The organism is Cupriavidus sp. DL-D2 (assembly GCF_039710735.1).
Lineage (GTDB): Bacteria > Pseudomonadota > Gammaproteobacteria > Burkholderiales > Burkholderiaceae > Cupriavidus.
The window spans coordinates 22,677-44,688 of sequence record NZ_JBDKXK010000063.1; the positions used below are offsets into that span (position 1 = coordinate 22,677).

17 protein-coding genes are annotated in these 22,012 nt (G+C 65.5%); 8 read left to right on the plus strand and 9 right to left on the minus strand.

What is annotated here, in order from left to right; genetic code table 11:
• The first annotated feature begins 24 nt into the window (after positions 1–24).
• Together ABDB81_RS24955 and ABDB81_RS24960 are read left to right on the plus strand one after the other, a co-directional pair.
• Positions 25–786 carry an SDR family oxidoreductase gene (locus tag ABDB81_RS24955; protein WP_346813889.1) on the plus strand — a complete coding sequence of 254 codons (762 nt, stop codon included), beginning with the start codon at positions 25–27 and terminating at the stop codon, positions 784–786.
• Positions 787–861: 75 nt separating this feature from the next.
• Positions 862–2,175 (plus strand): MFS transporter, encoded by a 1,314-nt coding sequence (locus ABDB81_RS24960; protein ID WP_160471626.1) that lies wholly within the window; start codon positions 862–864, stop codon positions 2,173–2,175.
• Between the two features lie 164 nt (positions 2,176–2,339).
• Here ABDB81_RS24960 and ABDB81_RS24965 read toward each other — a convergent pair whose 3' ends face one another.
• From ABDB81_RS24965 to ABDB81_RS24990, 6 genes are all read right to left on the minus strand, one after another.
• On the minus strand, positions 2,340–8,291 hold the full coding sequence (locus ABDB81_RS24965) for an Hpt domain-containing protein (RefSeq protein WP_346813890.1): 5,952 nt from the start codon (positions 8,289–8,291) through the stop codon (positions 2,340–2,342).
• A gap of 38 nt (positions 8,292–8,329) precedes the next feature.
• Positions 8,330–10,534 (minus strand): methyl-accepting chemotaxis protein, encoded by a 2,205-nt coding sequence (locus ABDB81_RS24970; RefSeq protein WP_137926681.1) that lies wholly within the window; start codon positions 10,532–10,534, stop codon positions 8,330–8,332.
• Positions 10,535–10,595: 61 nt separating this feature from the next.
• A complete protein-coding gene (locus ABDB81_RS24975) occupies positions 10,596–11,141 on the minus strand; it encodes a chemotaxis protein CheW (RefSeq protein WP_137926682.1) in 546 nt (181 codons plus the stop codon).
• 91 nt (positions 11,142–11,232) lie between these two features.
• Entirely contained in the window at positions 11,233–11,601 is a 369-nt protein-coding gene (locus tag ABDB81_RS24980) for a response regulator (protein ID WP_137926683.1), read from the minus strand.
• A gap of 31 nt (positions 11,602–11,632) precedes the next feature.
• On the minus strand, positions 11,633–12,070 hold the full coding sequence (locus ABDB81_RS24985; protein WP_202126732.1) for a response regulator: 438 nt from the start codon (positions 12,068–12,070) through the stop codon (positions 11,633–11,635).
• Between the two features lie 419 nt (positions 12,071–12,489).
• Positions 12,490–12,660, minus strand: coding sequence for a rubredoxin (locus ABDB81_RS24990; RefSeq protein WP_008644874.1), 171 nt, complete (start codon positions 12,658–12,660; stop codon positions 12,490–12,492).
• Positions 12,661–12,913: 253 nt separating this feature from the next.
• Here ABDB81_RS24990 and hemL point away from each other — a divergent pair, with 253 nt between their 5' ends.
• Complete coding sequence (gene hemL / locus ABDB81_RS24995; RefSeq protein WP_137926684.1) at positions 12,914–14,206, plus strand: glutamate-1-semialdehyde 2,1-aminomutase; 1,293 nt, start codon at positions 12,914–12,916, stop codon at positions 14,204–14,206.
• Between the two features lie 83 nt (positions 14,207–14,289).
• On the opposite strand, the gene dapA is transcribed toward hemL, so the two are convergent.
• Positions 14,290–15,177: a 4-hydroxy-tetrahydrodipicolinate synthase gene (dapA, locus tag ABDB81_RS25000; protein ID WP_160471620.1), complete on the minus strand. Its 888-nt coding sequence runs from the start codon at positions 15,175–15,177 to the stop codon at positions 14,290–14,292.
• A 370-nt stretch (positions 15,178–15,547) separates the two neighbouring features.
• Here dapA and ABDB81_RS25005 point away from each other — a divergent pair, with 370 nt between their 5' ends.
• The 3 genes from ABDB81_RS25005 to ABDB81_RS25015 are packed head-to-tail and all read left to right on the plus strand — an operon-like array spanning position 15,548 to position 17,522.
• Entirely contained in the window at positions 15,548–16,144 is a 597-nt protein-coding gene (locus ABDB81_RS25005; protein ID WP_346813891.1) for a LemA family protein, read from the plus strand.
• Positions 16,145–16,157: 13 nt separating this feature from the next.
• Positions 16,158–16,976: a YgcG family protein gene (locus ABDB81_RS25010; RefSeq protein WP_346813892.1), complete on the plus strand. Its 819-nt coding sequence runs from the start codon at positions 16,158–16,160 to the stop codon at positions 16,974–16,976.
• A 9-nt stretch (positions 16,977–16,985) separates the two neighbouring features.
• Complete coding sequence (locus ABDB81_RS25015) at positions 16,986–17,522, plus strand: TPM domain-containing protein (protein ID WP_137928640.1); 537 nt, start codon at positions 16,986–16,988, stop codon at positions 17,520–17,522.
• A 3-nt stretch (positions 17,523–17,525) separates the two neighbouring features.
• Here ABDB81_RS25015 and ABDB81_RS25020 read toward each other — a convergent pair whose 3' ends face one another.
• Both ABDB81_RS25020 and ABDB81_RS25025 read right to left on the minus strand, forming a co-directional pair.
• Complete coding sequence (locus ABDB81_RS25020) at positions 17,526–18,287, minus strand: MHYT domain-containing protein (RefSeq protein WP_346813893.1); 762 nt, start codon at positions 18,285–18,287, stop codon at positions 17,526–17,528.
• 122 nt (positions 18,288–18,409) lie between these two features.
• A complete protein-coding gene (locus ABDB81_RS25025) occupies positions 18,410–19,696 on the minus strand; it encodes an MFS transporter (protein ID WP_346813894.1) in 1,287 nt (428 codons plus the stop codon).
• A gap of 106 nt (positions 19,697–19,802) precedes the next feature.
• Between ABDB81_RS25025 and ABDB81_RS25030 the strand changes: the two genes are divergently transcribed.
• The gene (locus ABDB81_RS25030; protein ID WP_346813895.1) at positions 19,803–20,729 is read left to right on the plus strand and encodes a LysR substrate-binding domain-containing protein; all 927 of its coding nucleotides are present in this window, start codon (positions 19,803–19,805) and stop codon (positions 20,727–20,729) included.
• A 1,085-nt stretch (positions 20,730–21,814) separates the two neighbouring features.
• Positions 21,815–21,994 carry a Flp family type IVb pilin gene (locus ABDB81_RS25035; protein ID WP_137927500.1) on the plus strand — a complete coding sequence of 60 codons (180 nt, stop codon included), beginning with the start codon at positions 21,815–21,817 and terminating at the stop codon, positions 21,992–21,994.
• The last annotated feature ends 18 nt before the right edge of the window (positions 21,995–22,012 follow it).

The following is a 22,012-nucleotide window of genomic DNA, read 5'->3' on the forward strand; positions in this document are numbered from 1 at the left end:
CTTCACCAAGACAGGAGACAGGCAATGACCAGACTGGCTGGCAAGGTAGCGGTAGTGACGGGCGGCGGCTCGGGTTTCGGAGAAGGCATCGCACACACGTTTGCGCGCGAAGGCGCCAGCGTGATGGTGGCCGACCTGAACCTCGACGCCGCGGAGCGCGTGGCGTCCGCCATTCGCGATGTGGGCGGCCAGGCGCGCGCCGTGCGGGCCGATGTCTCGCATGGCGACGACGTAGCCGCGATGCGCGATGCCACCATCGCCGCGTTTGGCCGCGTGCACTGCGTGGTCAACAACGCGGGCACCACCCACCGCAACAAGCCGATCCTCGACATCACCGAGGAAGACTTCGACCGCGTCTATGCGGTCAACGTCAAGAGCATCTACTGGTCGGCCCAACACTTCATCCCGCATTTCCGGCAGCACGGCGGCGGCAACTTCGTGAACGTTGCATCCACCGCCGGCATCCGGCCGCGTCCGGGGCTGGTCTGGTACAACGGCAGCAAGGGCGCCGTGATCGTGGCCAGCAAGGCCATGGCTGCGGAACTCGGTCCCGACAATATCCGCGTCAACTGCGTCAACCCGGTGATCGGCGCTACGGGCCTGCTGGAGCAGTTCATGGGCGTCCCCGACACACCCGAGAATCGCGCGAAATTCCTCGCCACGATTCCGATGGGCCGCATGTCCACGCCGCAGGACGTTGCCAACGCCTGCCTCTACCTGGCCTCGGACGACGCCAACTTCATCACCGGCACCTGCATCGAAGTGGACGGCGGTCGCTGCGTCTGACCGTTCGTTGGTAGCACCCCGGAAGTATCCCGGCAGTACAACAAAAAATCGGACAAACCGAGAAAGGAGACACCCATGACTTCCACCGCATCCCATGCCGGTGCGCATGACGCCGCCTTCGAAGACGCCACCTACCGCAAGGTGAGCTGGCGCCTCGTCCCCTTCCTGCTGCTCTGCTATGTCGTGGCCTATCTGGACCGCGTGAACGTAGGCTTTGCCAAGCTGCAGATGCTCAACGACCTGCAGTTCAGCGAGACCATCTACGGGCTGGGCGCAGGCATCTTCTTCATCGGCTACTTCCTGTTCGAGGTGCCGAGCAACGTCATCCTGCACAAGGTAGGCGCGCGCATCTGGATTGCGCGGATCATGATTACCTGGGGCCTGATCTCGGCGGCGATGATGTTCGTCACCACGCCGACGATGTTCTACGTGCTGCGCTTTCTGCTCGGTATCGCCGAGGCGGGTTTCTTCCCCGGCATCATCCTGTACCTGACCTACTGGTATCCGGCCAATCGTCGCGGTCGCACCACCACGTTCTTCATGACGGCCATTGCGCTGTCGGGCGTGATCGGCGGGCCGCTGTCGGGCTGGATCATGCAGAACTTCGACGGCCATAACGGCTGGTCGGGCTGGCAATGGATGTTCCTGATCGAAGGCATTCCGTCGGTGCTCGTCGGCATCTGGGTGCTGGTGCGCCTCGATGACCGCATCCGGCACGCAAAGTGGCTGACCGAGGAGGAAAAGGCGCTGCTCGAACGCAATATCGCAGCCGAAGACCAGCACAAGGAAGATCCGCCCATCCGTACCGTGCTGTTTAGCCCACGCGTCTGGCTGATGAGCGCGATCTACTTCAGCTTCGTGATGGGACTGTATGGCGTGAGCTTCTGGCTGCCGACGATCATCAAACAGACCGGCGTCAAAGGCGCACTCGATGTGGGCCTGCTGACGGCGATTCCTTACGGCTGCGCGGTGATCGGCATGATCGTGGTGGCCTACAGCGCTGACCGTCGCGGCGAGCGCCGCTGGCACATTGCAATCCCGGCCCTGCTGGGCGCGCTGGGTCTGGTGCTGTCGGTGCAATGGCACGGCGATACGACGATGGCCATGATCGCGCTGACGCTGGCCACCATCGGCATCCTGACAACATTGCCGTTGTTCTGGAGCCTGCCCACGGCGTTCCTCGCCGGGACGGGCGCTGCGGCAGGCATCGCGCTGATCAACTCGCTGGGGAATCTGGCGGGATTCATCAGCCCCTATGCGGTGGGCTGGCTGAAGGACCTGACCAAGAGCACGGACTCGGGCATGTATCTGCTGGCCGTGTGTCTGGTGGTGGGCGCGGCACTGACGTTGTCAGTGCCGGCAAGGATGGTGAACCGGAAGGCCGATTGAGCCGCGGTTGGTCTTTACTCCCCTCTCCCTCTGGGAGAGGGGTTGGGGGAGAGGGCTGGCGGTTCTGCTTGCCGACCACATCGCAATTTGAACTGCTGGCCCTCTCCCCCGCCCCTCTCCCGCAGAACGGGAGAGGGGAGCAAAACACTAGGGAGATTTAATGCTTAAGCATCCCCCAACATCTGCGCCACCGACCCCGCTGTCCCTTCCGCCTTTTCCCCGATCAGCTGCTGCAGCGTACGCAGCAACTCATCCTCGTTGAACGGCTTGCCCAGGTACACGTTCACGCCGATCTCCGCGGCGTAGCGACGGTGCTTCTCTGCCGTGCGCGACGTGATCATGACGATGGGCATGTGGTTGGTGTCGTTGTCGGCGCGCACGTTGCGCGTCAGGTCGAAGCCGTCCATATTCGGCATCTCGATGTCGACCAGCATGGCATCGGGCATCACTTCCTGCAGTTGCTTCAGCGCATCCACACCATCGCGCGCCAGTACCACCTTGTATCCCGCACGCGTCAACAGACGCTGGCTGGCCTTGCGCACCGTCAGCGAATCGTCCACCACCATGACTGTTGGCTGGGTCAGCAGACCGGCGACCGGTACCGAGGTATTGGCATCGACCAACTCGGCCACAGCGCCCATCTGCGGCGGCACCCCCGCCACCAGCAGCGGCACGGCGGGCGATGCCTCGCCGCGTTCGCGTACCCAGCGCTGGGCCAGCACCACCGGGTTGTAGATCAACACGATCTCGCCATCGCCCAGCGTCGTGGCACCGGCGATACCTTCCAGACGTGCCAGATGGGGGCCGATGTGCTTCACCACCACTTCGCGATTGCCGATCACGTCGTCCACATGCACGGCCACGCGTTCGGCGCCCGAGCGCACCACCACCACCGGAGAATACTTGCGGCCCGAGCCCATCGCCGCCACTTCTTCCAGTAGCGCGCCGAAGTAGAAGAACGGTGCTTCCAGTCCGCCGGCAGCAAAGCGGCCCGCGTTGTATGCATCGAGCAGCGGCTTTTCGCGCAACTGGTGGACCTGGTCGATCATGCCACTCGGGATCGCGTACAGGCGACCACCCAGCGACACCAGCAGCACCTGCGTGATAGCCGTGGTCAGCGGCAGATGCACCGTGAAGCTCGTGCCGCGTCCTGCCTCGGTAGAGAGCGTAATCCGGCCGCCGAGTGCCACGGTCTCCGAGCGCACGACGTCCATGCCCACGCCGCGTCCCGCCAGTTCGGACACCGTATCGACGGTGGTGAACCCCGGCGCAAAGATCAGTTCGGTCAGACGCGCCTCGCTGACATCCTCGTCGGCGGCCAGCAGATGTCGCGACACCGCGCGCTCGCGAATGCGGCCGAGGTCCAGGCCGCTGCCGTCGTCGAAGAACGTCAGCACGACCTCGTTGCCTTCCTGCTGCACTTCCAGCGTCAGCGCCCCAGTGGCCGACTTGCCCACCGCGCGACGCGTCTCCGCCGGTTCGATGCCATGTACCACGGCATTGCGGATCAAGTGCTCGATGGGGCCAGCCATGCGGTCCAGCACCGAGCGGTCGATTTCCACCGTACCGCCCTTGATCAGCAGGCGCACTTCCTTGCCGGTTTCGGTGGCAGACTGGCGTGCCACACGGTACAGCCGTTCGGCCAGCGCATCGAACTGCACCATGCGCGCCTGCATCAGGCCGCGTTGCAGCCCGCGCGTCAGCCGTGCCTGTGCGGCGAGGTCACCCGAGGCGCGGTCGAAGCCGCGCTGCAGATTCTGCTCCACGGTTGCCACGTCGTTGACCGACTCGGCCATCATTCGCGTCAGTTCCTGGAAGCGCGTGAAACGGTCAAACTCGAGAGGATCGAATTCCTGGTTGTGCTGGGCGTCCGCAATACGCGACGCCATCTGCGTTTCGGCCTGGATTTCGATCTCGCGCAGCTGCATGCGCAGACGCGCGACGTTGTCGTTCAGTTCACCAAGATAACTGCGCAGCGCCAGCAGTTCGCTGTCGAGACGGGCACGTGTGGCACCCACTTCGCCGGCATCGTTGATCAGCGTATCGAGCGTGCGAGCCTGCACGCGCACCAGCGCGCGCTGGCGTTCGGCATCGGTCGGCAGCGCCACGACGGGCTGGATCGATGGCGGCGCGATGACCTGCGTTGGCACCAGCGCCTGCGATGGAGAAGCTGGCTCCGGCGCGGCAGCGACAAGTCCGTTCACCACGTCCGCATCGTCCACCGGCAGCAACTGGCCGTTCTGCAATGCCTCGACGTGCGCCAGGATGCGGTCGTACCAGGCGTAGAGCTTGCCGAACAAGTCGGGGGTCACGCGCTGGCCGCGCACGCTGGCATCCAGCAGCGTTTCCATTTCGTGCGCTGCCTGGCCCAGCGCCATTGCCCCGGCCATGCGGGCGCTGCCCTTGAGCGTGTGCAGCCCGCGCAGGATCAACCCGCCCTGCTGCAACTCCTCGGGCGAGGCTTCCCACGTCCGCACCAGCTTGCCAAGATCCGGCAAGGCACCCTGCGCTTCTTCGAGGAAGATCTCGACGAGTGCGGGGTCGAGCGACGAGGCATCGGTCGGCACCTCGGGCAGCGTCTCTGGAACATCGGGCGAGCTGGCCGATACGTGTGCCACGGCAACGGAATCGTGGCGCGGCGTCGGCATCGTGATCACCACCGCGTCATGGACTTCCGTGACCGGGGTGATGGCAGCCGGAGTCGGCACGATCGGCGGGAGCGACACCACAGGCGTCAGCTTCACCGGCGGCAACCCGGGCGCGGGCGCTTGCGCCGCATTGTCGATCTCGGGCAGCGGCGACACAGGCGACGGCGGCTGGCTGCCAAACAACTGCGAGACAGAGCCCTCCTGCCCGGCGGACTGCTCGGGCGGCACCGCCGCACGCGGACGCACCAGCGCGCGTTCGCCAAAATCGTTCAGGTCGCGACACAGCGACGGATCCGCATCGGGCCAGATGCCGGCAGCGAACTGGTGCAGCATCGCGCGCAGGCTGTCCACGGCCATATCGAGCAGACGGAAGTCGGCCGGATGCATCACCACCGGATGACGGCCCAGCAGCAACAGCAGTTGCTCCAGCGCCTCGGCGATATCGCGCACCGGTGTCAGGCCGACTGTCGAAGCGCTGCCCTGCAGCGTGTGTGCCACGCGCAGCGCGAGTTCGCTCGGGCACGGATGGTTCTCGTGCTTCCACTCGGAGAGATCCGTGGCGAACTGCCGCAGCAGATCGTCGGCTTCCTGCAAATAGACGTTATAGAGCGCCAGCCCGATGCGAACCGGGCCGATAACCTTGTAGTGATCGTCCTCGTCGGCCAGCCCACCACCAAGGCGGAACGGCAGCACGTTGCTGTCGATGTCGGCGTTGCCCTCCGGAACGATCGGTTCATCGGGCAGGGCTGGAATCTCGATGGCTTCGGCCTCGGCCAGCAGGGCATCGAGCGGATCCCCGGCAGAGATAGCATCCACAGCATCGATGGACCTGGATTCCGGCACCGCCTGAACCGAACCCGGCTCGCGCACGCCCTGCGCCGCATCCACCAATGCCGCGATATCACGCAGCGTGGACGAATCGTCGCGCAGCGCCAGCGCCCATTCGCGCAGCAGGTCATGCGCCTGGTTCAGCAGCGTCAGCAATGCCGGCAGCGGAGCGCGACCCTCGGCGATCCACAGGTTCATCACCTGTTCCACAGCCCACGCCGCTTCGCCATACCGATTCAGGCCCACCATGCGGCTGGAGCCCTTCAAGGTATGGAACGCGCGGCGCAGGCGGCTCAGCGCGTCGGCATCGCCCAGCGCGTCGATGCCACCCGCCATATCGGCAGCGATGTTGCCGAGCACTTCCTCGGCCTCGAACAGGAAGATCTCGAGCAGTTCTGCGTCGATGGCCGCCGCATCGACCGGCACGGGTGCCGTCATCGGCAGCGGTGCGGCCGGCGCAGCTGCAGCAGGTATCGGATCGGCCAGTGCCACAACCAGACGCTCGGCGGCGGAATCGCTGCCGGCCAGCCAGGCGTTCAGTTGCGTCGCCGCCTCGCTGGCCTGGCGGCGCAGCGTGGCGTTATCGTCGATGGTGGCATGGTCGGCCACAGCCTGCAGTGCGGCGCGCAGCCGCTGAATTTCGGGAGAATCGGCGGCAGCCGCCACGCGGATCGCATCCATGGCGGCGCTCCGGGCCGCGCCGAGCGTACCCTGCGGCAGACTCTCATGCTCCGAGGCAATCCATGCCAAGGGATCGTCCTCCGCATCGGCACCGGGCTTGCGGCCAAATTCGAGCAGGTCCGCGAACGAATGGACCGCGCCCAGCTCGGCCGCGATGTCGGAAAGCTGATCGACGCGGGCGGTCTCGTGTTCGGTCTCGCGCAGCACGGCCAGCCGCCCCATCACAGAGCGTGCGGCTGCCAGCGCGGCGTCGGCAGGCTCGTCGGCACCTTCGGGCATGGCCGCGCTGCCATGGATATTTTCCAGCGTCGCCAGCAATGCCCCGAAAGCCTGGGCAGCGTCATCCAGCGCTTGCGGCGCATCGGCACGCGCCGCATTGCGGTCATACGTATCAAGCCACGATTCCCCGCTGTCAAGCTGTGCACGCAACTGGGACACGGCTTCGGCACGTTGCGCCTGGGCGCCAGCCACCTGCACCATCTCCGCCAGCCAGTCCGGCGCGGTGGCAGCAGCATCGCCCAAAGCGCCTTCCAGGATCGCGCACTGCTCCGCAAAGATCCGTGCGGCGATGTGGCCGGACTTGCCATGCACGCGCCACGGCATGGCGAGTGCGCGCGACAGGAACAGCGCCACGCCGGCGCGGCCTAGCGCATCGCCGGCAGGACGCTGTCCTGCATACGCGGCGGCGGCCGTCAGACATTGTTGCAGCGCGGGCTGGGCCAGCGGCATCGCCGCCTCGGCCAGCGAGGCCAGCGCCAGTTCCCAGCCTGACTGATCGTCACTGGCGGCACGGCCGATGGCAGTGGCCGCGTGCTGGAGGTTGCGGGTATCGATCGGATCGAGCCAGCCGTAGTAACGCTGCTGGAAATCGGCCCGCGCCACCGCGTGCGCTGCATCCACACGGAAGGCCTGGAGCGAGCGCGTGATGTCCGCACGCAGCACGCCGATGGACGCCTGCGTCGCAGGCGGCGTCGTAGCAGGATCACCATCGGGTGTCAGGCCGGTATTGACGAGGAAGAACACCGCATCGTTGAGCAGAGCCTGCGGCACGCGAACCTGGCCTTGCAGGTACTGGCGCACCAACAGGTGCACGCGCGCGGCAAATCGCTTGGCGAGCAGGTCCGACGGCAGCAGGCCATGCGCCAGGGCCCGGAACACCATGGCCAGCGTGTGCCAGATGCCACGATCGGGCGTATCGGTCGTGCGGCGGGCGTCCTGTTCGTGATGGCGTACTTCGTCGAGTGCCGCCTGCAGCGGCAGCCACGCTTCACGCAGCAGCGAAGCGTCCGTGCATGGGGTAGGCAGCCGAAGCGCCTTGAGCAGCGCGGCTTCGAAACGCTGGCGCGCACGCGTGACCGCCGACGCCGAAAGCGTGGGCAGCACGATGCCGGGCAGCATCTGCAACTCTTCGCCCCAGAGGTCGGCCGGATGGATGCGCTCTTCCTTTATCAAGGACAGCGCGGCGGCATAGGGCTGGAACAGGCGCAACGGATCTTCCGCGTCGCCGGCCATCAGGTCGTCCACATATTCCGCCAGTGCCTGCACGCCTGTGCGAAACACCGCCAGTGTGCCGGCATCGGCAGGCACGGCACTCGTATCGACCGCTTCCAGCAACCGGCGCAGCGCCTGGCAATAGGCATCCACGCCGCGCAGGCCGACGATATGCACCGCGCCAGCGGCCTGATGCAATTGCTGGCCCGCCAGGCGCAGCGAGGTGGTGTCGCGCGCGCCCAGCGCCTCGGGCGTCTGGCGGATCTCGTCGACATAGTGGCCCAACTCGGCCGCTGCATCGTCGAGCGCCGTGCGCAGGCTCGGCGCCAGCCAGGCCAGCACGGAAAGGTCGCGCAGCGGCGCGGCCGGCGGAGCCGCCGGGATCAGTGGCTCATGCTCGGCGGCTACGGGCGGTTGCGAAGCGGCCGGATCGGCCACGTCGCTGGTAACTGTTGAATGCAAGGACATGACGAGTTCCGGTGTGCCCGTTAGGTAACGGGCCCGCCTCAGGCGATCTTGAATCGCAATACCGAGTTACGGAGTTCTTCGGTCAGCGCCGTCAGCTGGCGCACCGAGGTAGCGGTCTGGCGCGTACCGGCCGTCGTCTGGGCCGTGACCTCCAGGATGCCTTCGATGTGGTGCGCCACGTTGGTGGCCAGACCGGCCTCGTGCGACGTGGTCTGCGAGATCTGCTCGATCAGCTCGGCCAACTGGCGCGACACGCGGCCAATCTCCACCAGTGCGGCACCGGCGTTGTCCGAGAGGCGTGCCCCTTCGACCACGCCGGCCGTGCTCTGCTCCATGGCGTGGACCGCGTCCTGCGTATCGGTCTGAATCGTGCGGATCAGGGCGCCAATCTGTTTGGTAGCTTCGCCCGAACGTTCAGCCAGGCGCTGCACTTCTTCGGCCACCACCGAGAACCCGCGACCCGCTTCACCCGCGGACGCCGCCTGGATGGCAGCGTTCAGTGCCAGCACGTTGGTCTGCTCGGTAATGTCCGAAATCAGTTCGACGATTTCACCGATCTCCTGCGACGATTCGCCCAGCCGCTTGATCCGCTTCGAGGTTTCCTGGATCTGCTCGCGGATGCCGTTCATACCCGCGATGGCGTTCTGCACCGCGTTCTGGCCCTGTTCGGCAGCGGCCAGCGAGGCGCGCGCCACATTGGCCGATTCGGCTGCGCCGCGCGATACTTGCGTGATGCGATCCGCCATCTCCACGACGGACTCGCCGGTCTGTCGGATCTGGCGCGTCTGTTCCTCGGTCGTCGCGGCCAGCTGGACCGAGGTCTCCTGCACCTGCGACGAAGCGGTCTGCACTTCCCCGGCGGTCTGCTGCACGCGGCCCACCAGTTCCTTCAGTTCTTCCACCGTGTAGTTCACCGAGTCGGCAATGGCGCCGGTGATGTCTTCGGTCACCGTGGCCTGGCGTGTCAGGTCGCCGTCGGCGATGTCCTGCAGTTCGTTCATCAGTTGCAGAATGGCCTTCTGGGTGGTGTCGTTGTTGCGCTTTTCGTCGAGACGACGGGCTTCGGCCTCGCGTTCGCGCGCCTCGGCTTCCAGTGTACGGACGCGCGAATCGCGCAGGTACAGCGCCGCCAGCCCGGCCAGGCACAGCAGCGTGGCCACCGCGGAGGCGATCATCGCGCCCAGCGTCCACGGTCGGAACCGCGCGCCCTCGGCATACGTGGTCTGCAGTTGCGACAGTTCGCCGCGCAGGGCTTCGTTGTCGTTGAAGATCTGCTGCTGCGCGCGCTTGGCAGCAATCAGGCCCGGCAGGTTTTGCAGGATGGTCTGCGTGGTCTTCTGCACCGCCTCGAATCGCTCCGAAAGCTGCTTCAGGTACGTGCGCGTCTCGGCATCGTTGGCCGGCGACAGGCGCAGCGCCTCGGAGCCGTTGGTCAGGCCGTCCAGCGTTTCGCGGAAGGTGTTGGTGTCCTTGCCCAGCAGGAACGCCGTCTCCGGGTTCACGCCTTCGCCGGAAAGGAACTCGTTCAGGTTCTTGCCCAGGCGCTGCGTCAGCATCACAAGCTGCGCGGACGCAGCCACCTCGCGGGTATTCGAGCCCGCCTGGAGCTTGATCGCCGCCACCTGCTCGGCGGCTTCGAGCAGCTCGGGGTTCGATGCATTGAAGATCTGCAGCGTCTGGCCGATCGTGGTCAGGATGGGCTGCTGGGCCAGCACGTCGGCCGCGCTCTTTTCGGAGCGCTTCCACGACGTCTGCGCTTTATCGAGCAGCGGCACGGCCTCGCCCGTTGTCGCGCGCACGTGCATCTCGTCGCTGCCGTTCTGCAGCGCGAGCAAGTCGGCCGTCATCTGCTCCTTCGACTGGCGCAGCTGCGTGAATGCCTGCGCGTTACCGAGCAACGCCACCGGCACCGCCTTGCCCAGACGCTGCGAATGCATCAGCATGTTGCCGGTGATTTCGATCTGCGCCGCGCCGTTGGTAGCCTGCCGGTTATCAAGATAGACCGAGGCCAGCAGGGCCAGCAGCGACACCACCACGCCCGCCGTCAGCGCACGCTGTTGCGACGCGAACGGCATGTTGGTCAGCCAGCCCGACATCTGCCCGGCCGGACTCTGGCCCAGACCACCCGTCTTGCTGGCCGCCTTGGCGAATACCGAAGTGTGCGGCGCGTCGGCATTCGCCGAGCCACCGGCCCCACCAGCGGCCGAGGTGCGGCGACCCAGGCTGATCTTCTTGATAACCATAGCAACCCTCTGTTCGTTTTCTTGCGTTATTCGATTGTTCTTGGTGTGTCCGCCCGGCCGGTCAGGCCGCGCTGCGGCCCACCTGGAGAAAGGCGGGTGCGTCGAGCAACCGGCCGATGTCCAGTACCCGCCAGTCGCGCCCGTCGCGATCCACCAGCGGCGCGCCGTGCCAGGCATCGCCCTCGGGGGACTGCGCGGACGGCGTCAGGTCCACCGCGTGGCGCAGGCCCACCACGCGTGTGGCGATGATCCCGCAGGCCCGTTCCACGTGCCGCGACAACACCACGATCTTGCTGCCGGGCTGCACTGGCGTCGGACCCTCGCCGCCAAACAGGCTGAAATCGATCACGCCAAGCAGGTTGCCCCGCGCGTTGACCAGGCCGCGATACCACGGCTGGGTCAGCGGCACGGGCGCTGGCGCGCGCATCTCCAGCACTTCGCCGGTTTCGGTCAGCGGCAGCAGCCAGTGGCGTTGCCCCACCAGCACGCCGAGGTAGCTGTCCACGGCCGGCATGCTGCGCGCCTCGCGCAGGCGTCGGGCCAGCATGGCCTGGTAGTCATGCAGTCGGGTCTGTCGGGCTCGGATGTCCTGGCGCGGCGCATTCATGATCGGGGTCCCGGTGAAGCGGGTCGTGAGGCAAGGGCTGGCCGGAAGCCAGCAATAAAGCCCGAGAGCGGCTCGGGCTCGTGGCTCGGGCTCAGTGGGTCAGCGCGGCGATCTTCGTCAGCAGTTCTTCGCCATCCACGGGCTTGACGATGTAGTCCGACGCGCCCTGTCGCATGCCCCAGATGCGGTCCGTCTCCAGGCCCTTGCTGGTGCACATGATGACGGGGATGTCCTTGAAGCGGTCGTCGCGCTTGATGGCGCGCGTGGTCTGGTAGCCGTTCTGGCCGGGCATCACCACGTCCATCAGGATCAGGTCGAAGGTGTCCGCTTCCAGCCGGGCCAGGGCCTGGTCGCTGTTGCCAGCTACCGAGACCTTGAAGCCCTTCTTGCCGAGCAGGTCGGACATGAACAGGGCTTCGGTAGGCGAATCGTCGACGATGAGGATTTTGCTGATGGTCATTGTTGTATTCCTGAATGCTGCGGCGGCAGGATCATGCCGCCTCGGCCGCGCCCTCTTCCGCCACGCAGCCGCCCAGGCAGGTTTGCACCGCCTCCAGCAGGGCTTCGCGGGAAAATGGCTTGGCAAGATGGTTATGGGCGCCCACGAGCCGCCCGCGCGATCGGTCGAACACGCCATCGCGGGACGACAGCATGATCACGGGGATGGCGTGGAAGCGCGGGCTTTTCTTGATGAGGGAGCAGGTCTGGTAGCCGTCGAGACGCGGCATGAGGATGTCGCAGAAGATGACGTCCGGGCGCAGGTCGCCAACCTTGGCGAGCGCCTCGAAGCCGTCCTCGGCCAGCATGACCCGGAAGCCTGCCTGCGTCAGGAAGATTTCCGCGGTGCGGCGGATGGTGCTGGAGTCGTCGATCACGAGCACCTTCGTGGCGGCCTTGCGTGGCGCGCCGGTGTCGCTGACGCCGGCCATGCCGCCGCCATCGACCCCATCGACAGACGTGTCTTGTTCAGTAGGATTGACCCGCATCTTGTTCCCGCGGCCAACTGCCTGAAATTGCGACAGGCGTCGGCATTCACTTGAGAACTTCCGCACGGCAATGCGCAATGCACGCGCCGGCGGCCCCCGATTACCGTATTCCCAATCAAAATCCCGGTAGCCCTGACAAGGCTTGCCGGTGGCGGCGCGTACCCGAACGCGCTGCCGACACTGCAATGTTTTCGATGTTCTTTTACTGCAAGCCACGCCCGGTGCCAGATGGCCGGACGTATGCTCAGTTTTGCCGCAGAGTGTGACGATTCAAGGTGGGGCCGTCAATCCGGACACTCCGGACATTCCGGCGCCACCTGCCGTTCTGTCGCTTCGGCGCGACGAACAGTAGAAGGTTTGCGTCAGATCGCAACCATCTCGAAATCTTCCTTGCGTGCCCCGCATTCCGGGCAGGTCCAGTTGATGGGCACGTCTTCCCATTTGGTCCCCGGGGCGATGCCATCTTCCGGCGCGCCGGCAGCCTCGTCGTAAATCCAGCCGCAGATCAGGCACATCCAAGTCTTGTATTCCATATATGCAGGCGCTTGCCACTCTCCATTAAAATCCAGCGCATGATGGTACCCAATCAGCGCCGATGACGCCACCCATGAAACCGCGTAGTTGGCCCGATATCGCCGCGTTCGCGCAATTTAGCGGGGAGATGCCGTTCGAACGGCACCCTTTTGGACCCGATTTGCTGGATTTCCGGCCAGTTGGCCCCGCCGCATGCGCCCCTGTCACCGCCGGACGCCCGTCTATCCTCTGAATTTTCCCGAACCGATTCCCATGTCCCGAAACCAACAGCTCTTCGACCGCGCCCAGCAAACCATTCCCGGCGGCGTCAACTCGCCCGTGCGCGCCTTCCGCTCCGTGGGTGGCACGCCGCGCTTCATCACCCGGGCCGATGGCGCCTACATGTGGGATGCGGATGGTCAGCAATACATCGACTACATCGGCTCCTGGGGCCCGATGATCGTCGGCCACGCCCATCCCGATGTGGTACGCGCCGTGCAGGAGACCGCCGTCCAGAGCTTCTCGTTCGGCGCGCCGACCGAGGCCGAGATCGTGATGGCCGAGGAGATCTGCAAACTTGTGCCGTCGATCGAGCAGGTGCGGCTGGTGTCGTCGGGCACCGAGGCCACCATGAGCGCGCTGCGGCTGGCGCGCGGGTTCACGGGTCGTGACCTGATCGTCAAGTTCGAGGGCTGCTATCACGGTCACGCGGACAGCCTGCTGGTCAAGGCCGGCTCGGGCCTGCTGACGTTTGCCGACACCACGCAGAACGCCCCGTCCTCGGCCGGTGTGCCCGCCGACGTGACGCGCCACACGATGGTGCTGGAGTACAACAACGTCGCGCAACTGGAAGAGGCATTCGCCAAGCACAAGGGCGAGATCGCCGCGGTCATCGTCGAACCGGTGGCCGGGAACATGAACCTGGTGCGCGCCAGCGAGGCGTTCCTGCAAGGCATGCGCAACCTGTGCAGCGAGCACGGTGCCGTGCTGATCTTCGACGAAGTGATGACCGGCTTCCGTGTGGCACTGGGCGGCGCGCAGGCGCACTACGGCATCCAGCCGGACATGACCTGCCTTGGCAAGGTCATCGGCGGTGGCATGCCCGCCGCAGCCTTCGGCGGCCGCCGCGACATCATGGCCAAGCTGGCACCGCTGGGCGGCGTCTACCAGGCCGGCACGCTGTCCGGCAACCCGCTGGCCGTGGCCGCTGGCCTGACCACGCTGAAACTGATCCAGGCGCCCGGCTTCTACGATCGACTCGCCACGCAGACGCGCAAGCTGACCGACGGCCTGACCGCCGCCGCCCGCGCCGCCGGCGTGCCGTTCTCCGCCGACGCCATCGGCGGCATGTTCGGCCTGTATTTCACCAACGAGATTCCGGCCAGCTTCGCAGAGGTCACGAAGGCCGACGTGGGCCGCTTCAACCGCTTCTTCCACGCGATGCTCAACGAAGGCGTCTATCTGGCACCGTCGGCATTCGAAGCCGGGTTCGTGTCGGCGAAGCATGACGACGCAATCATTGCCACGACGATCGAGGCAGCGAAGAAGGCGTTTGCGGTGGGGTGAAGGCTCCAACCTGCTTCTGGTTTGCTCCCCTCTCCCACTTCGCGGGAGAGGGGAGCAAAACCGAGGGGAGGAGCACGAACGCTTCACGCAAACACCACATCCAACCCCTCGTGCAGCGCCGCCAACTGTGCCGCGAGGGGAAACGATGCCGCCGTCATCGGCGCGCGCAGGCTGTTGCGCAACCAGCCTTGCTGCGCCAGCAGCGCCTTGACCGGCCCAGGGTTCGGTTCCGCGAACAGGGCCTGCATCAGTGGTACCAGCGCATCGAACAGGCGATGTGCCTCGTCGATCCGGCCTTCGCGCATCGCCCGCCAGATCGCCACGAACAGCTCGGGGCGAACATGGGCTGACGCAATGATCGCGCCCTGCCCGCCCCGCTCCAGCGTATTCAGCATCTGAAGATCCTCGCCGGCCAGCACGGCCAGGCGGCCATCGTCGATCAGCGCCTGCGTGGTCTGCACGTTGCCGCCGCAATCCTTGATGGCGACGATATTGTCATGGTCGGCCAATTGCAGCAGCGTATCCAGGGTCAGCGTGGCGCCCGTGCGGTACGGGATGTCATAGAGCACCAGCCGCGCACGCGACGCATCGGCCAGGCGACGGAAATAGTCGAGCAGCCCCGCCTGCGACGGGCGGATGTAGTACGGCGCCGGTGCCAACACTCCCGCCAGCGGGAAGTTGCCAAGCCGGTCGAGCCGGGCCAGGACATTGCCGAGATGGTTACCGGCCAGGCCCATCGTCACGGGCATGTCGCCGGCAGCGCCGAGCACGGTATCGAGTACCGCCAGTTGCTCGGCTTCGTCGAGTGCTGCGGCCTCGCCGGTGCTGCCGCAGACCACGAGTCCCGACAGGCCACTGGCGCGGTAGCGGGCGACCATGTTCGCCAGTGCCGCGTGGTCCACCGCGTCACCAAGAAAAGGGGTGACCAGCGGCAGCCAGATACCTTGAAAAGCATGTTGCATCGTTTGCATCGGAAAACTCCGTACGACCGGGTGAGAAACCGCCGATGTGCAACGTTGCAGGACGCGTGAAGGGAAGAAAGAGAGGCAGGTCCGCTCTCCCCGGCCGGGTACTGTTCCGTCGCCCATCTGACGGAACAGCGCGCTCCGGTCAGACGAGCGACTGTTTTTTGGCTTTGGCGCAGGCAGCCATCATCGACGTGCCCGAAGCGGGAACGTGCGCGGAGGCAAAAAGGATGGCTGTCTGCGGCATGGGAGCGAATCTACCACGGCTGCCCAAACGCCGCATGCCCTCGCTCGACGCCCACAGAAATTGAACATCCCCGCCACATCACCTGCACTACACTCCATATTTGCCTTTTCGATTTTCGGAGTGCTCACCATGCGCAATGCTTCCGCCCTGTTCCGCTGGCTGGTGCTGGTCCTGTTCGCCAGCCTGCTTTCGGCATGCGGCTACAACGATTTCCAGAAGAAGGACGAGGCCGTGAAGGCGTCGTGGGGCGAGGTGGTGAATCAGTACCAGCGCCGCGCCGACCTGATTCCAAACCTCGTGGCGACGGTCAAGGGCTATGCCAGCCATGAGCGCGAGACGCTGGAGGCGGTGACGCGGGCGCGGGCGCAGGCCACGAGCATCCAGGTCACGCCCGAGACGCTGAACGATCCCGAGGCGTTCGCGAAATTCCAGCAGGCGCAGGGTCAGTTGACCGGCGCGCTGTCGCGACTGCTGGCAGTGGCCGAAAACTATCCGCAGTTGAAGGCCGATGCCGCCTTCCGCGATCTGCAATCGCAACTCGAAGGCACAGAAAACCGCATCACGGTGGCCCGCCAGCGCTATATCGCCGCCGTGCAGGACTACAACGTGCTGGCGCGCAGCTTCCCGACCAACCTGACCGCGATGGTGTTCAAGTACCCGGTCAAGCCATCGTTCACGGTGGAGAACGAGAAAGCCATCTCCGCGCCGCCGGCCGTGAAGTTCTGAGCGCCGCGAAACGATGATGCGCAGGCTGATCTCCTTCTGCTGCCTGATGTGGCTGCTGGCCGTGCCCGCATGGGCGGCCGATGGTTTCGTGGCCGTGCCGCCGCTGCAGGCCCGCGTCACCGATCTGACTAACACGCTGAGCGCCGACCAGCGCAATGCGCTGGAGAACGTGCTGGCCGAGTACGAGCAGCAGCGCGGCAGCCAGATCTTCGTGTTGATGGTGCCGACCACCGAGCCGGAGACCATCGACCAGTACAGCATCCGCGTGGCGGAGGCATGGAAGGCGGGCCGCAAGGGTGTGGATGACGGCGTCATCGTGATGATCGCCAAGGACAACCCGCCAGGGCTGCGCAAGATGCGGCTCGAAGTGGGCCGGGGGGTGCAGGGGTCGCTGACCGATGCGATGTCGGCCCGCATCATGCGCGACGTCATGGCACCGCATTTCCGTCAGAATGATTTTTATGGTGGTCTGGCCGCGGGCATCTCGGCGATACAAGCCACCATCGACAAGGAGGGGCTGGCCGGTCCCGACCGCGCCAAGGCGAAGGACGATGGCCTTGGCGACTGGCTGCCTGTGCTGTTCCCCATCGCCATCATCGTGTTCTTCTTTGTGTCGGCGCTCATGCGGCGCGGACGGCAGCCCTATGTCGTGACGAGCCGCCGCGGCTGGCCGTCGGGCACGGCTGGCGGGCTGGGCGGCATGACGGGCTACGAGATTGGGCGCCACTGGGGAAGTGGTGGTGGCGGCTTCGGCGGCGGTGGCGGAGGGGGCGGTTTCGGAGGCGGTGGCGGTGGCGGCTTCGATGGCGGCGGCGCCTCGGGCAACTGGTAAGGAGCGGCGATGAAGACACCCAAGGCATCGCGTCCTCCGCTCGGCGTCTCGCTGCAGCGCACGCTCCGGCATTTCGGTACCGGCCCGAGCGTGGCGCGCCGCGCGTTTCCCGATGAGGCGCGGCATCAGATCCAGGTGGCCGTGCACAGGGGCGAGCAGCATCATCGCGGCGAAGTGCGCGTGGTGATCGAATCCAGCCTGCCGCTGGGGCTCGCGTGGCGCGGCACCACACCGCGTGATCGAGCGCGTGCACTGTTTGGCGCGCTGGAAGTCTGGAATACCGAGGATCACTCGGGCGTGCTGCTCTATATCAATCTGGCAGATCACGCCGTGGAGCTACTGGCCGATCGCGGCATCGATGCCTGCGTCAACGCCGAGGCGTGGCGCGGCATCTGCGACGAACTCGTGCAGGGCCTGCGCGAGAAGCTCTGCGTCCAACCCGTGCTGCATGCCATCGCCCAGATTCACGCGCTGCTGATCCAGCACTTCCCGGCCTCGGCAGGACACAACCCCAACGAACTCGACGACCGGCCCATCGTCCTCTGAACCCTACTTCGCGCGCGCCGCGCTGCGGGTTGCCTCGACGATGAAGATGAACGTCAGCACCGCAGCCGCCAGCGCAAAGATCGCGTAGCCCATGTTTGTCCCTTCGAGCGCGAGCAGCGTGGGCGAGTAGGTACGGCTCGTGCAGATCATCGTGCCCGCTGCCATGCCTGTGTAGTGCATGCCGCAGACCGCCACGCCCATCACAAACGCGGCCACCACCTGCCAGCCGCGCGTCTTCACGGTCGTTGCCAGCCACAGGCCGACAATCGATACCACCACGGCGATGCCCGTCGACAGCGCGACGATGTTCCAGTCCCATTCAAAACGGCTGTTGGTATGGATAGCGGCCATGCCGGTGTAGTGCATCGTCGTGACGCCCAGCCCCGTCAGCACGCCGCCCGCGACGATATTGCCCGGCACGCTGCCTGTGTGGCGCGATGCCCGCGCCAGTCCGGCGGCCACGAACGCCATGACCACGACCAGTGAACCCAGCGTTGTCAGCAGGTCGAACTCGCGTCCGGTAGGCGTGCGATACGCCACCATGCCGATGAAGTGCATCGCCCACACCGCTCCACCGCCGAGTGCCACGCTGGCACAGAGCAGCCGGTCGGCATCGATCGACCCATCGGCTCGACGAATGCCGCGCGACCAGCGCAGCGCCACGTAGGCGCCACAGACCGAGATGAGAAACGACAGGCCAACCATCGGCCAGTTGTACTGGTACGGCACTACCGCACCGGGCACTGCCTGGAATCCCTCGAACATGACCCCTCCGTTTGGCTCTGTTGTCCAATGCGGAAGAGTGTGGCGAGCGATTCAAACGTTCACCAATACCTCATACGAGTATCAGAAGTGGGGTGTCAGGCCGCTATCGTCGCTTACGTCGCTTACGTCGCTTTCGTCGCTTTCGGCTGCTTCTTCTCCATCAGATACCAGATGGCGGCCAGCACCTGCACCACGACCAGCCCGCCCCAGACCATCAGATGGGCCGAGACAGGATGCCGTCCATCGGTGGAGGGGAAGAAATCGAGCACGAAACCGATGCCTACCTGGAACACAAAGGTTGCCAGGAACACGGTCAGCGTCATCGCCGTGGTGGCACGGCCAATCAGGTTGTCGGGAAAACGGCGCGCCAGCAGCGCGTAGGTCAGGATGCCACTCGATCCGAACACGCCATAGGCGCCCCACAGCAGCGCCAGCGGGATGAACGGCAGCCGCGCCATCAGCAGCAACTGGATCACGATGAACGCGATCATGCCGAAGCCCGCGAACGCGTAGAGACTGATGCCGCGCCGCTCCAGATGTCGCGCTGCCCAGCCGGCGCCCACGCACCCGCCCATCATCGCCAGGCCGATCACGGAGACCAGCCGCGCGCTGGCGCTGGCGTCGAGGCCCTGCACGTCGTGCATGAACGCGCTGACCCACAGCGTCTGCACAGCCAGAAAAATCCCCTGATTCAGCAGCGTCAGCGGCACCACGCGCCAGAACCGCTCGCTGCCGAGAATCAGCCGTGTACCGCGCATCTGCTCGGCAAAACTCTCCTTGCCAGGACGCCGGGCGTCGGGCACGCCAAACCAGAGCAGCAGCGCCATGCCGAACGAGACGACGCCCATGCCGATGCTGACCGTGCGCCAGTCCGTCACCGAGAGCAGCCAAGACAGCGGCGCGCCGACGACCACCGCCCCCATGCCGCCGATGGCCATCACCAGCCCGTTCAGGAACGGCATGCGCGCGAGCGGGAACCACATCGACAGCGCCTGGATGGCCGCCCCGAGGCAGACCGAGACACCGACGCCAATCATCGCGCGGCCCGCCGCCAGTCCGGCCATGCCCGGTGCAAAGGCGAAGATGAACGAGCCTGCCACGGCCAGCAGCAGCAAGGCAGCCTCCGTGCGGCGCGGACCGAAGCGGTCCAGCAGGATGCCAGCCGGCAATTGCGCGCAGGCGAAGCCAAGGAAGTAGAAGCTCGTGAGCAGGCCGAGGTCGCCAGCGGTCAGTCCGAGATCGCGCGTGAGAAACGGCGCGAAGCCGAGATTCACGCCCCGGAAGATATAGGAGACCAGGAAGCCGAGCGAAAACAGCGCGAGCACGCGCCAGCGGGCAGGCGAGGCGTGGCGCGGCTCCAGGGCCGGTGTGCCGCTGCGCGGCATGGGTTGGGCTGAGGATGCAGTCATGCCGCCATTGTGATCACCATCGTGGTGCAAATCCAACGAAAGATACCCGCCGCAATTGTGAGTAGAATTTGACGACCTCGCCCCAGCCGCCCCGCCCCCACTGCCCTTGTCCGATATCCGACCGCCCCGTCCGCCTCACCTGCCGCCGCTTCAGGCGCTGCGGGCACTGGAAGCTGCCGCGCGCCACCGGAGCTTTTCACGGGCTGCCGAAGAGTTGGCGCTCACCCACAGTGCCATCAGTCATCACATCCGCGCGCTGGAGGACAACCTCGGCACCAAGCTGTTCCGGCGCACCGGGCTGACGATGACGCCTACCAGCGCGGGCGCCCGGCTGGCGGAACAGGTACGTGGCGCGCTCGATCAACTGGAATCGGCACTGCGCGAGGCCAGCGACGTGGCCGGCCCGCCGGTGGTACGCCTCCAGGTCAGCGTGATGGCCGATCTCGCCAACGCATGGCTGATCCGCCGATTGCCCAGCCTGCACGCGCAGGCGCCCGAACTCGACCTGCACCTGCGGCTGCATGCCGAGATCTCGCCGCCCGATCCGTATTCGGTCGATGTCGGCATCTGGCACCAGCGCGTGGACCTGCCCGGGTTCGAATGCCACAACCTGATCGAAGACCATGTCATCGCCGTGGCCAGCCCCGCGCTGCTGGCGCGCTATCCGGGATTCACGCTGGCCGACCTGCCCCGCCTGCCCATGCTGCGGTTTGCGCTGCGGCCATGGCGCGACTGGCTGCTGCTGGCCGGCTTGCCGCCGGATGAGCCCGAGCGCGGGCCGATCTTCCAGGATGCCGGGCTGATGCTTCAGTCCGCCGTGGCCGGGCTGGGCGTGGCCACGGCCCGTGCGCAACTGGCCAACGACTATCTGGCGAGCGGCCAGCTTGTGCAGATCGGCGAGACACGCATCCCGTCGAGCCTGCACTACTGGGTGACGTGGCGCGAGGGCAATCCTCGCGAAAAGGCCATCCAGCAGTTCCATGCCTGGCTCAAGGCGCAGGCTGAAGAATCTACATGGCCGTCTCGCGGCTGAAACAGATTGCATGACGAAGCTGTCAAATAGGCCCATAAAAGCACTTCAATTTCGCAACAACTTTCGCCTCATAGCGCCTGAAGTTTCATCAATGCAACCATTTTGCCCATCGCTTGATCCGGCACCGGTGAGCATGATTTCTCCTCCATCAGGCCGATAGCCAGGTATCCAGAACGATCCATCTGCAATCGGCATCGTTCAAAAGGATGAGGCGCAGATCGCTCGTGGCGTAGCCCGCCTGGTGCTCGCAACGCGCTGCTGGGCACGCCGCGCTACATCCGTTCAGGGGGTAGGCCTCAGCCGGACAGTACCCTCCCCCGGATGGGCCACACCGTCAATGCCGTATCAGGCGCTTCAAAAATGAAACGTTTTTGGCCATCTGTAGCGTTTGCTGCATAACGCTTACAAAGCGGCGCTTGCGATACCGCGCCGTCTGTTTGAAGCACGCTTCTCCGCACATTTGCCAGCCAATTCGCGGGTTTCTACGCGTTTTCTGCCTTGGGCATCACGCTCGCGTTTCGAAACATTCAGTTACACAGTTTCGTCCACGACGCATCGCCAAAACCCTCACCCCTTTAAAAATCAATGACTTGGCGACAGTGGCACGTTCGTCGCTCAATGCCCTCGCAACCACGGCAGGCCAGCAGGTTCCGCAGCAGAGGGAGCCAGGGCACACAGACCGAACACAACAAGTGGGACGGGTGATCGGACCAGACGGTCAGATCGAGGGAGCGAAACAGGGGCGGCACGCTGCAGTGCCCCCCGAGGCGTAGAAGGCCGGCAACAGGCCCGACCGCCAGCAGGTTGCAGCGCATTCAGGCGTGGAACGATCCCTGGAGAGCAGGACGGATCGGACCACGGCGCCCACTCGGGATGTTGGTGCCGCCGGAAGCGGCCTGACATCGGGCGAAGATGTGCAACCGGATTGGTTCCGGAAACGCATCGCCTGAGCCAGGTGGAATCGCACAGACGCCACGTCAGTGACAGCTTTGCGGTTTGGCCTCGGTCAGCATTATCGGCCGAAACCTTGTGCCCGACCTCCAGCGGGCGCTTTTTTCCAAAACCATGACGTCAAGGAGAAGGACATGAAAGCCATGTTCGATGGAATCAAGCGTTTTGTTCGTGAAGAAGACGGCGCAGCGGGCGTGGAATATGCCCTTCTGCTCGCCTTCGTGGCCCTGGTGATGGTGGGCTTCGGCGGCGACGTGAAAGCTGCCGTGGGCGGCATCTGGGGCAACATCGTCGCCGGCCTGCAGGGCGCCTGAGCCAGCCGCCGCAGGCAG

What these genes read in the sequence shown, in the direction of transcription:
- ABDB81_RS24975 (WP_137926682.1), bottom strand. Translation starts at nt 11,141, where the DNA reads ATGAATGCGCCGCGCCAGGACATCCGAGCCCGACAGACCCGACTGCAT.
- ABDB81_RS24960 (WP_160471626.1), top strand. Translation starts at nt 862, where the DNA reads ATGACTTCCACCGCATCCCATGCCGGTGCGCATGACGCCGCCTTCGAA.
- ABDB81_RS24980 (WP_137926683.1), bottom strand. Translation starts at nt 11,601, where the DNA reads ATGACCATCAGCAAAATCCTCATCGTCGACGATTCGCCTACCGAAGCC.
- ABDB81_RS24990 (WP_008644874.1), bottom strand. Translation starts at nt 12,660, where the DNA reads ATGGAATACAAGACTTGGATGTGCCTGATCTGCGGCTGGATTTACGAC.
- ABDB81_RS25010 (WP_346813892.1), top strand. Translation starts at nt 16,158, where the DNA reads ATGATGCGCAGGCTGATCTCCTTCTGCTGCCTGATGTGGCTGCTGGCC.
- ABDB81_RS25015 (WP_137928640.1), top strand. Translation starts at nt 16,986, where the DNA reads ATGAAGACACCCAAGGCATCGCGTCCTCCGCTCGGCGTCTCGCTGCAG.
- ABDB81_RS24955 (WP_346813889.1), top strand. Translation starts at nt 25, where the DNA reads ATGACCAGACTGGCTGGCAAGGTAGCGGTAGTGACGGGCGGCGGCTCG.
- hemL (WP_137926684.1), top strand. Translation starts at nt 12,914, where the DNA reads ATGTCCCGAAACCAACAGCTCTTCGACCGCGCCCAGCAAACCATTCCC.
- ABDB81_RS25020 (WP_346813893.1), bottom strand. Translation starts at nt 18,287, where the DNA reads ATGTTCGAGGGATTCCAGGCAGTGCCCGGTGCGGTAGTGCCGTACCAG.
- dapA (WP_160471620.1), bottom strand. Translation starts at nt 15,177, where the DNA reads ATGCAAACGATGCAACATGCTTTTCAAGGTATCTGGCTGCCGCTGGTC.
- ABDB81_RS24970 (WP_137926681.1), bottom strand. Translation starts at nt 10,534, where the DNA reads ATGGTTATCAAGAAGATCAGCCTGGGTCGCCGCACCTCGGCCGCTGGT.
- ABDB81_RS24965 (WP_346813890.1), bottom strand. Translation starts at nt 8,291, where the DNA reads ATGTCCTTGCATTCAACAGTTACCAGCGACGTGGCCGATCCGGCCGCT.
- ABDB81_RS25005 (WP_346813891.1), top strand. Translation starts at nt 15,548, where the DNA reads ATGCGCAATGCTTCCGCCCTGTTCCGCTGGCTGGTGCTGGTCCTGTTC.
- ABDB81_RS25025 (WP_346813894.1), bottom strand. Translation starts at nt 19,696, where the DNA reads ATGACTGCATCCTCAGCCCAACCCATGCCGCGCAGCGGCACACCGGCC.
- ABDB81_RS24985 (WP_202126732.1), bottom strand. Translation starts at nt 12,070, where the DNA reads ATGGCCGGCGTCAGCGACACCGGCGCGCCACGCAAGGCCGCCACGAAG.
- ABDB81_RS25035 (WP_137927500.1), top strand. Translation starts at nt 21,815, where the DNA reads ATGAAAGCCATGTTCGATGGAATCAAGCGTTTTGTTCGTGAAGAAGAC.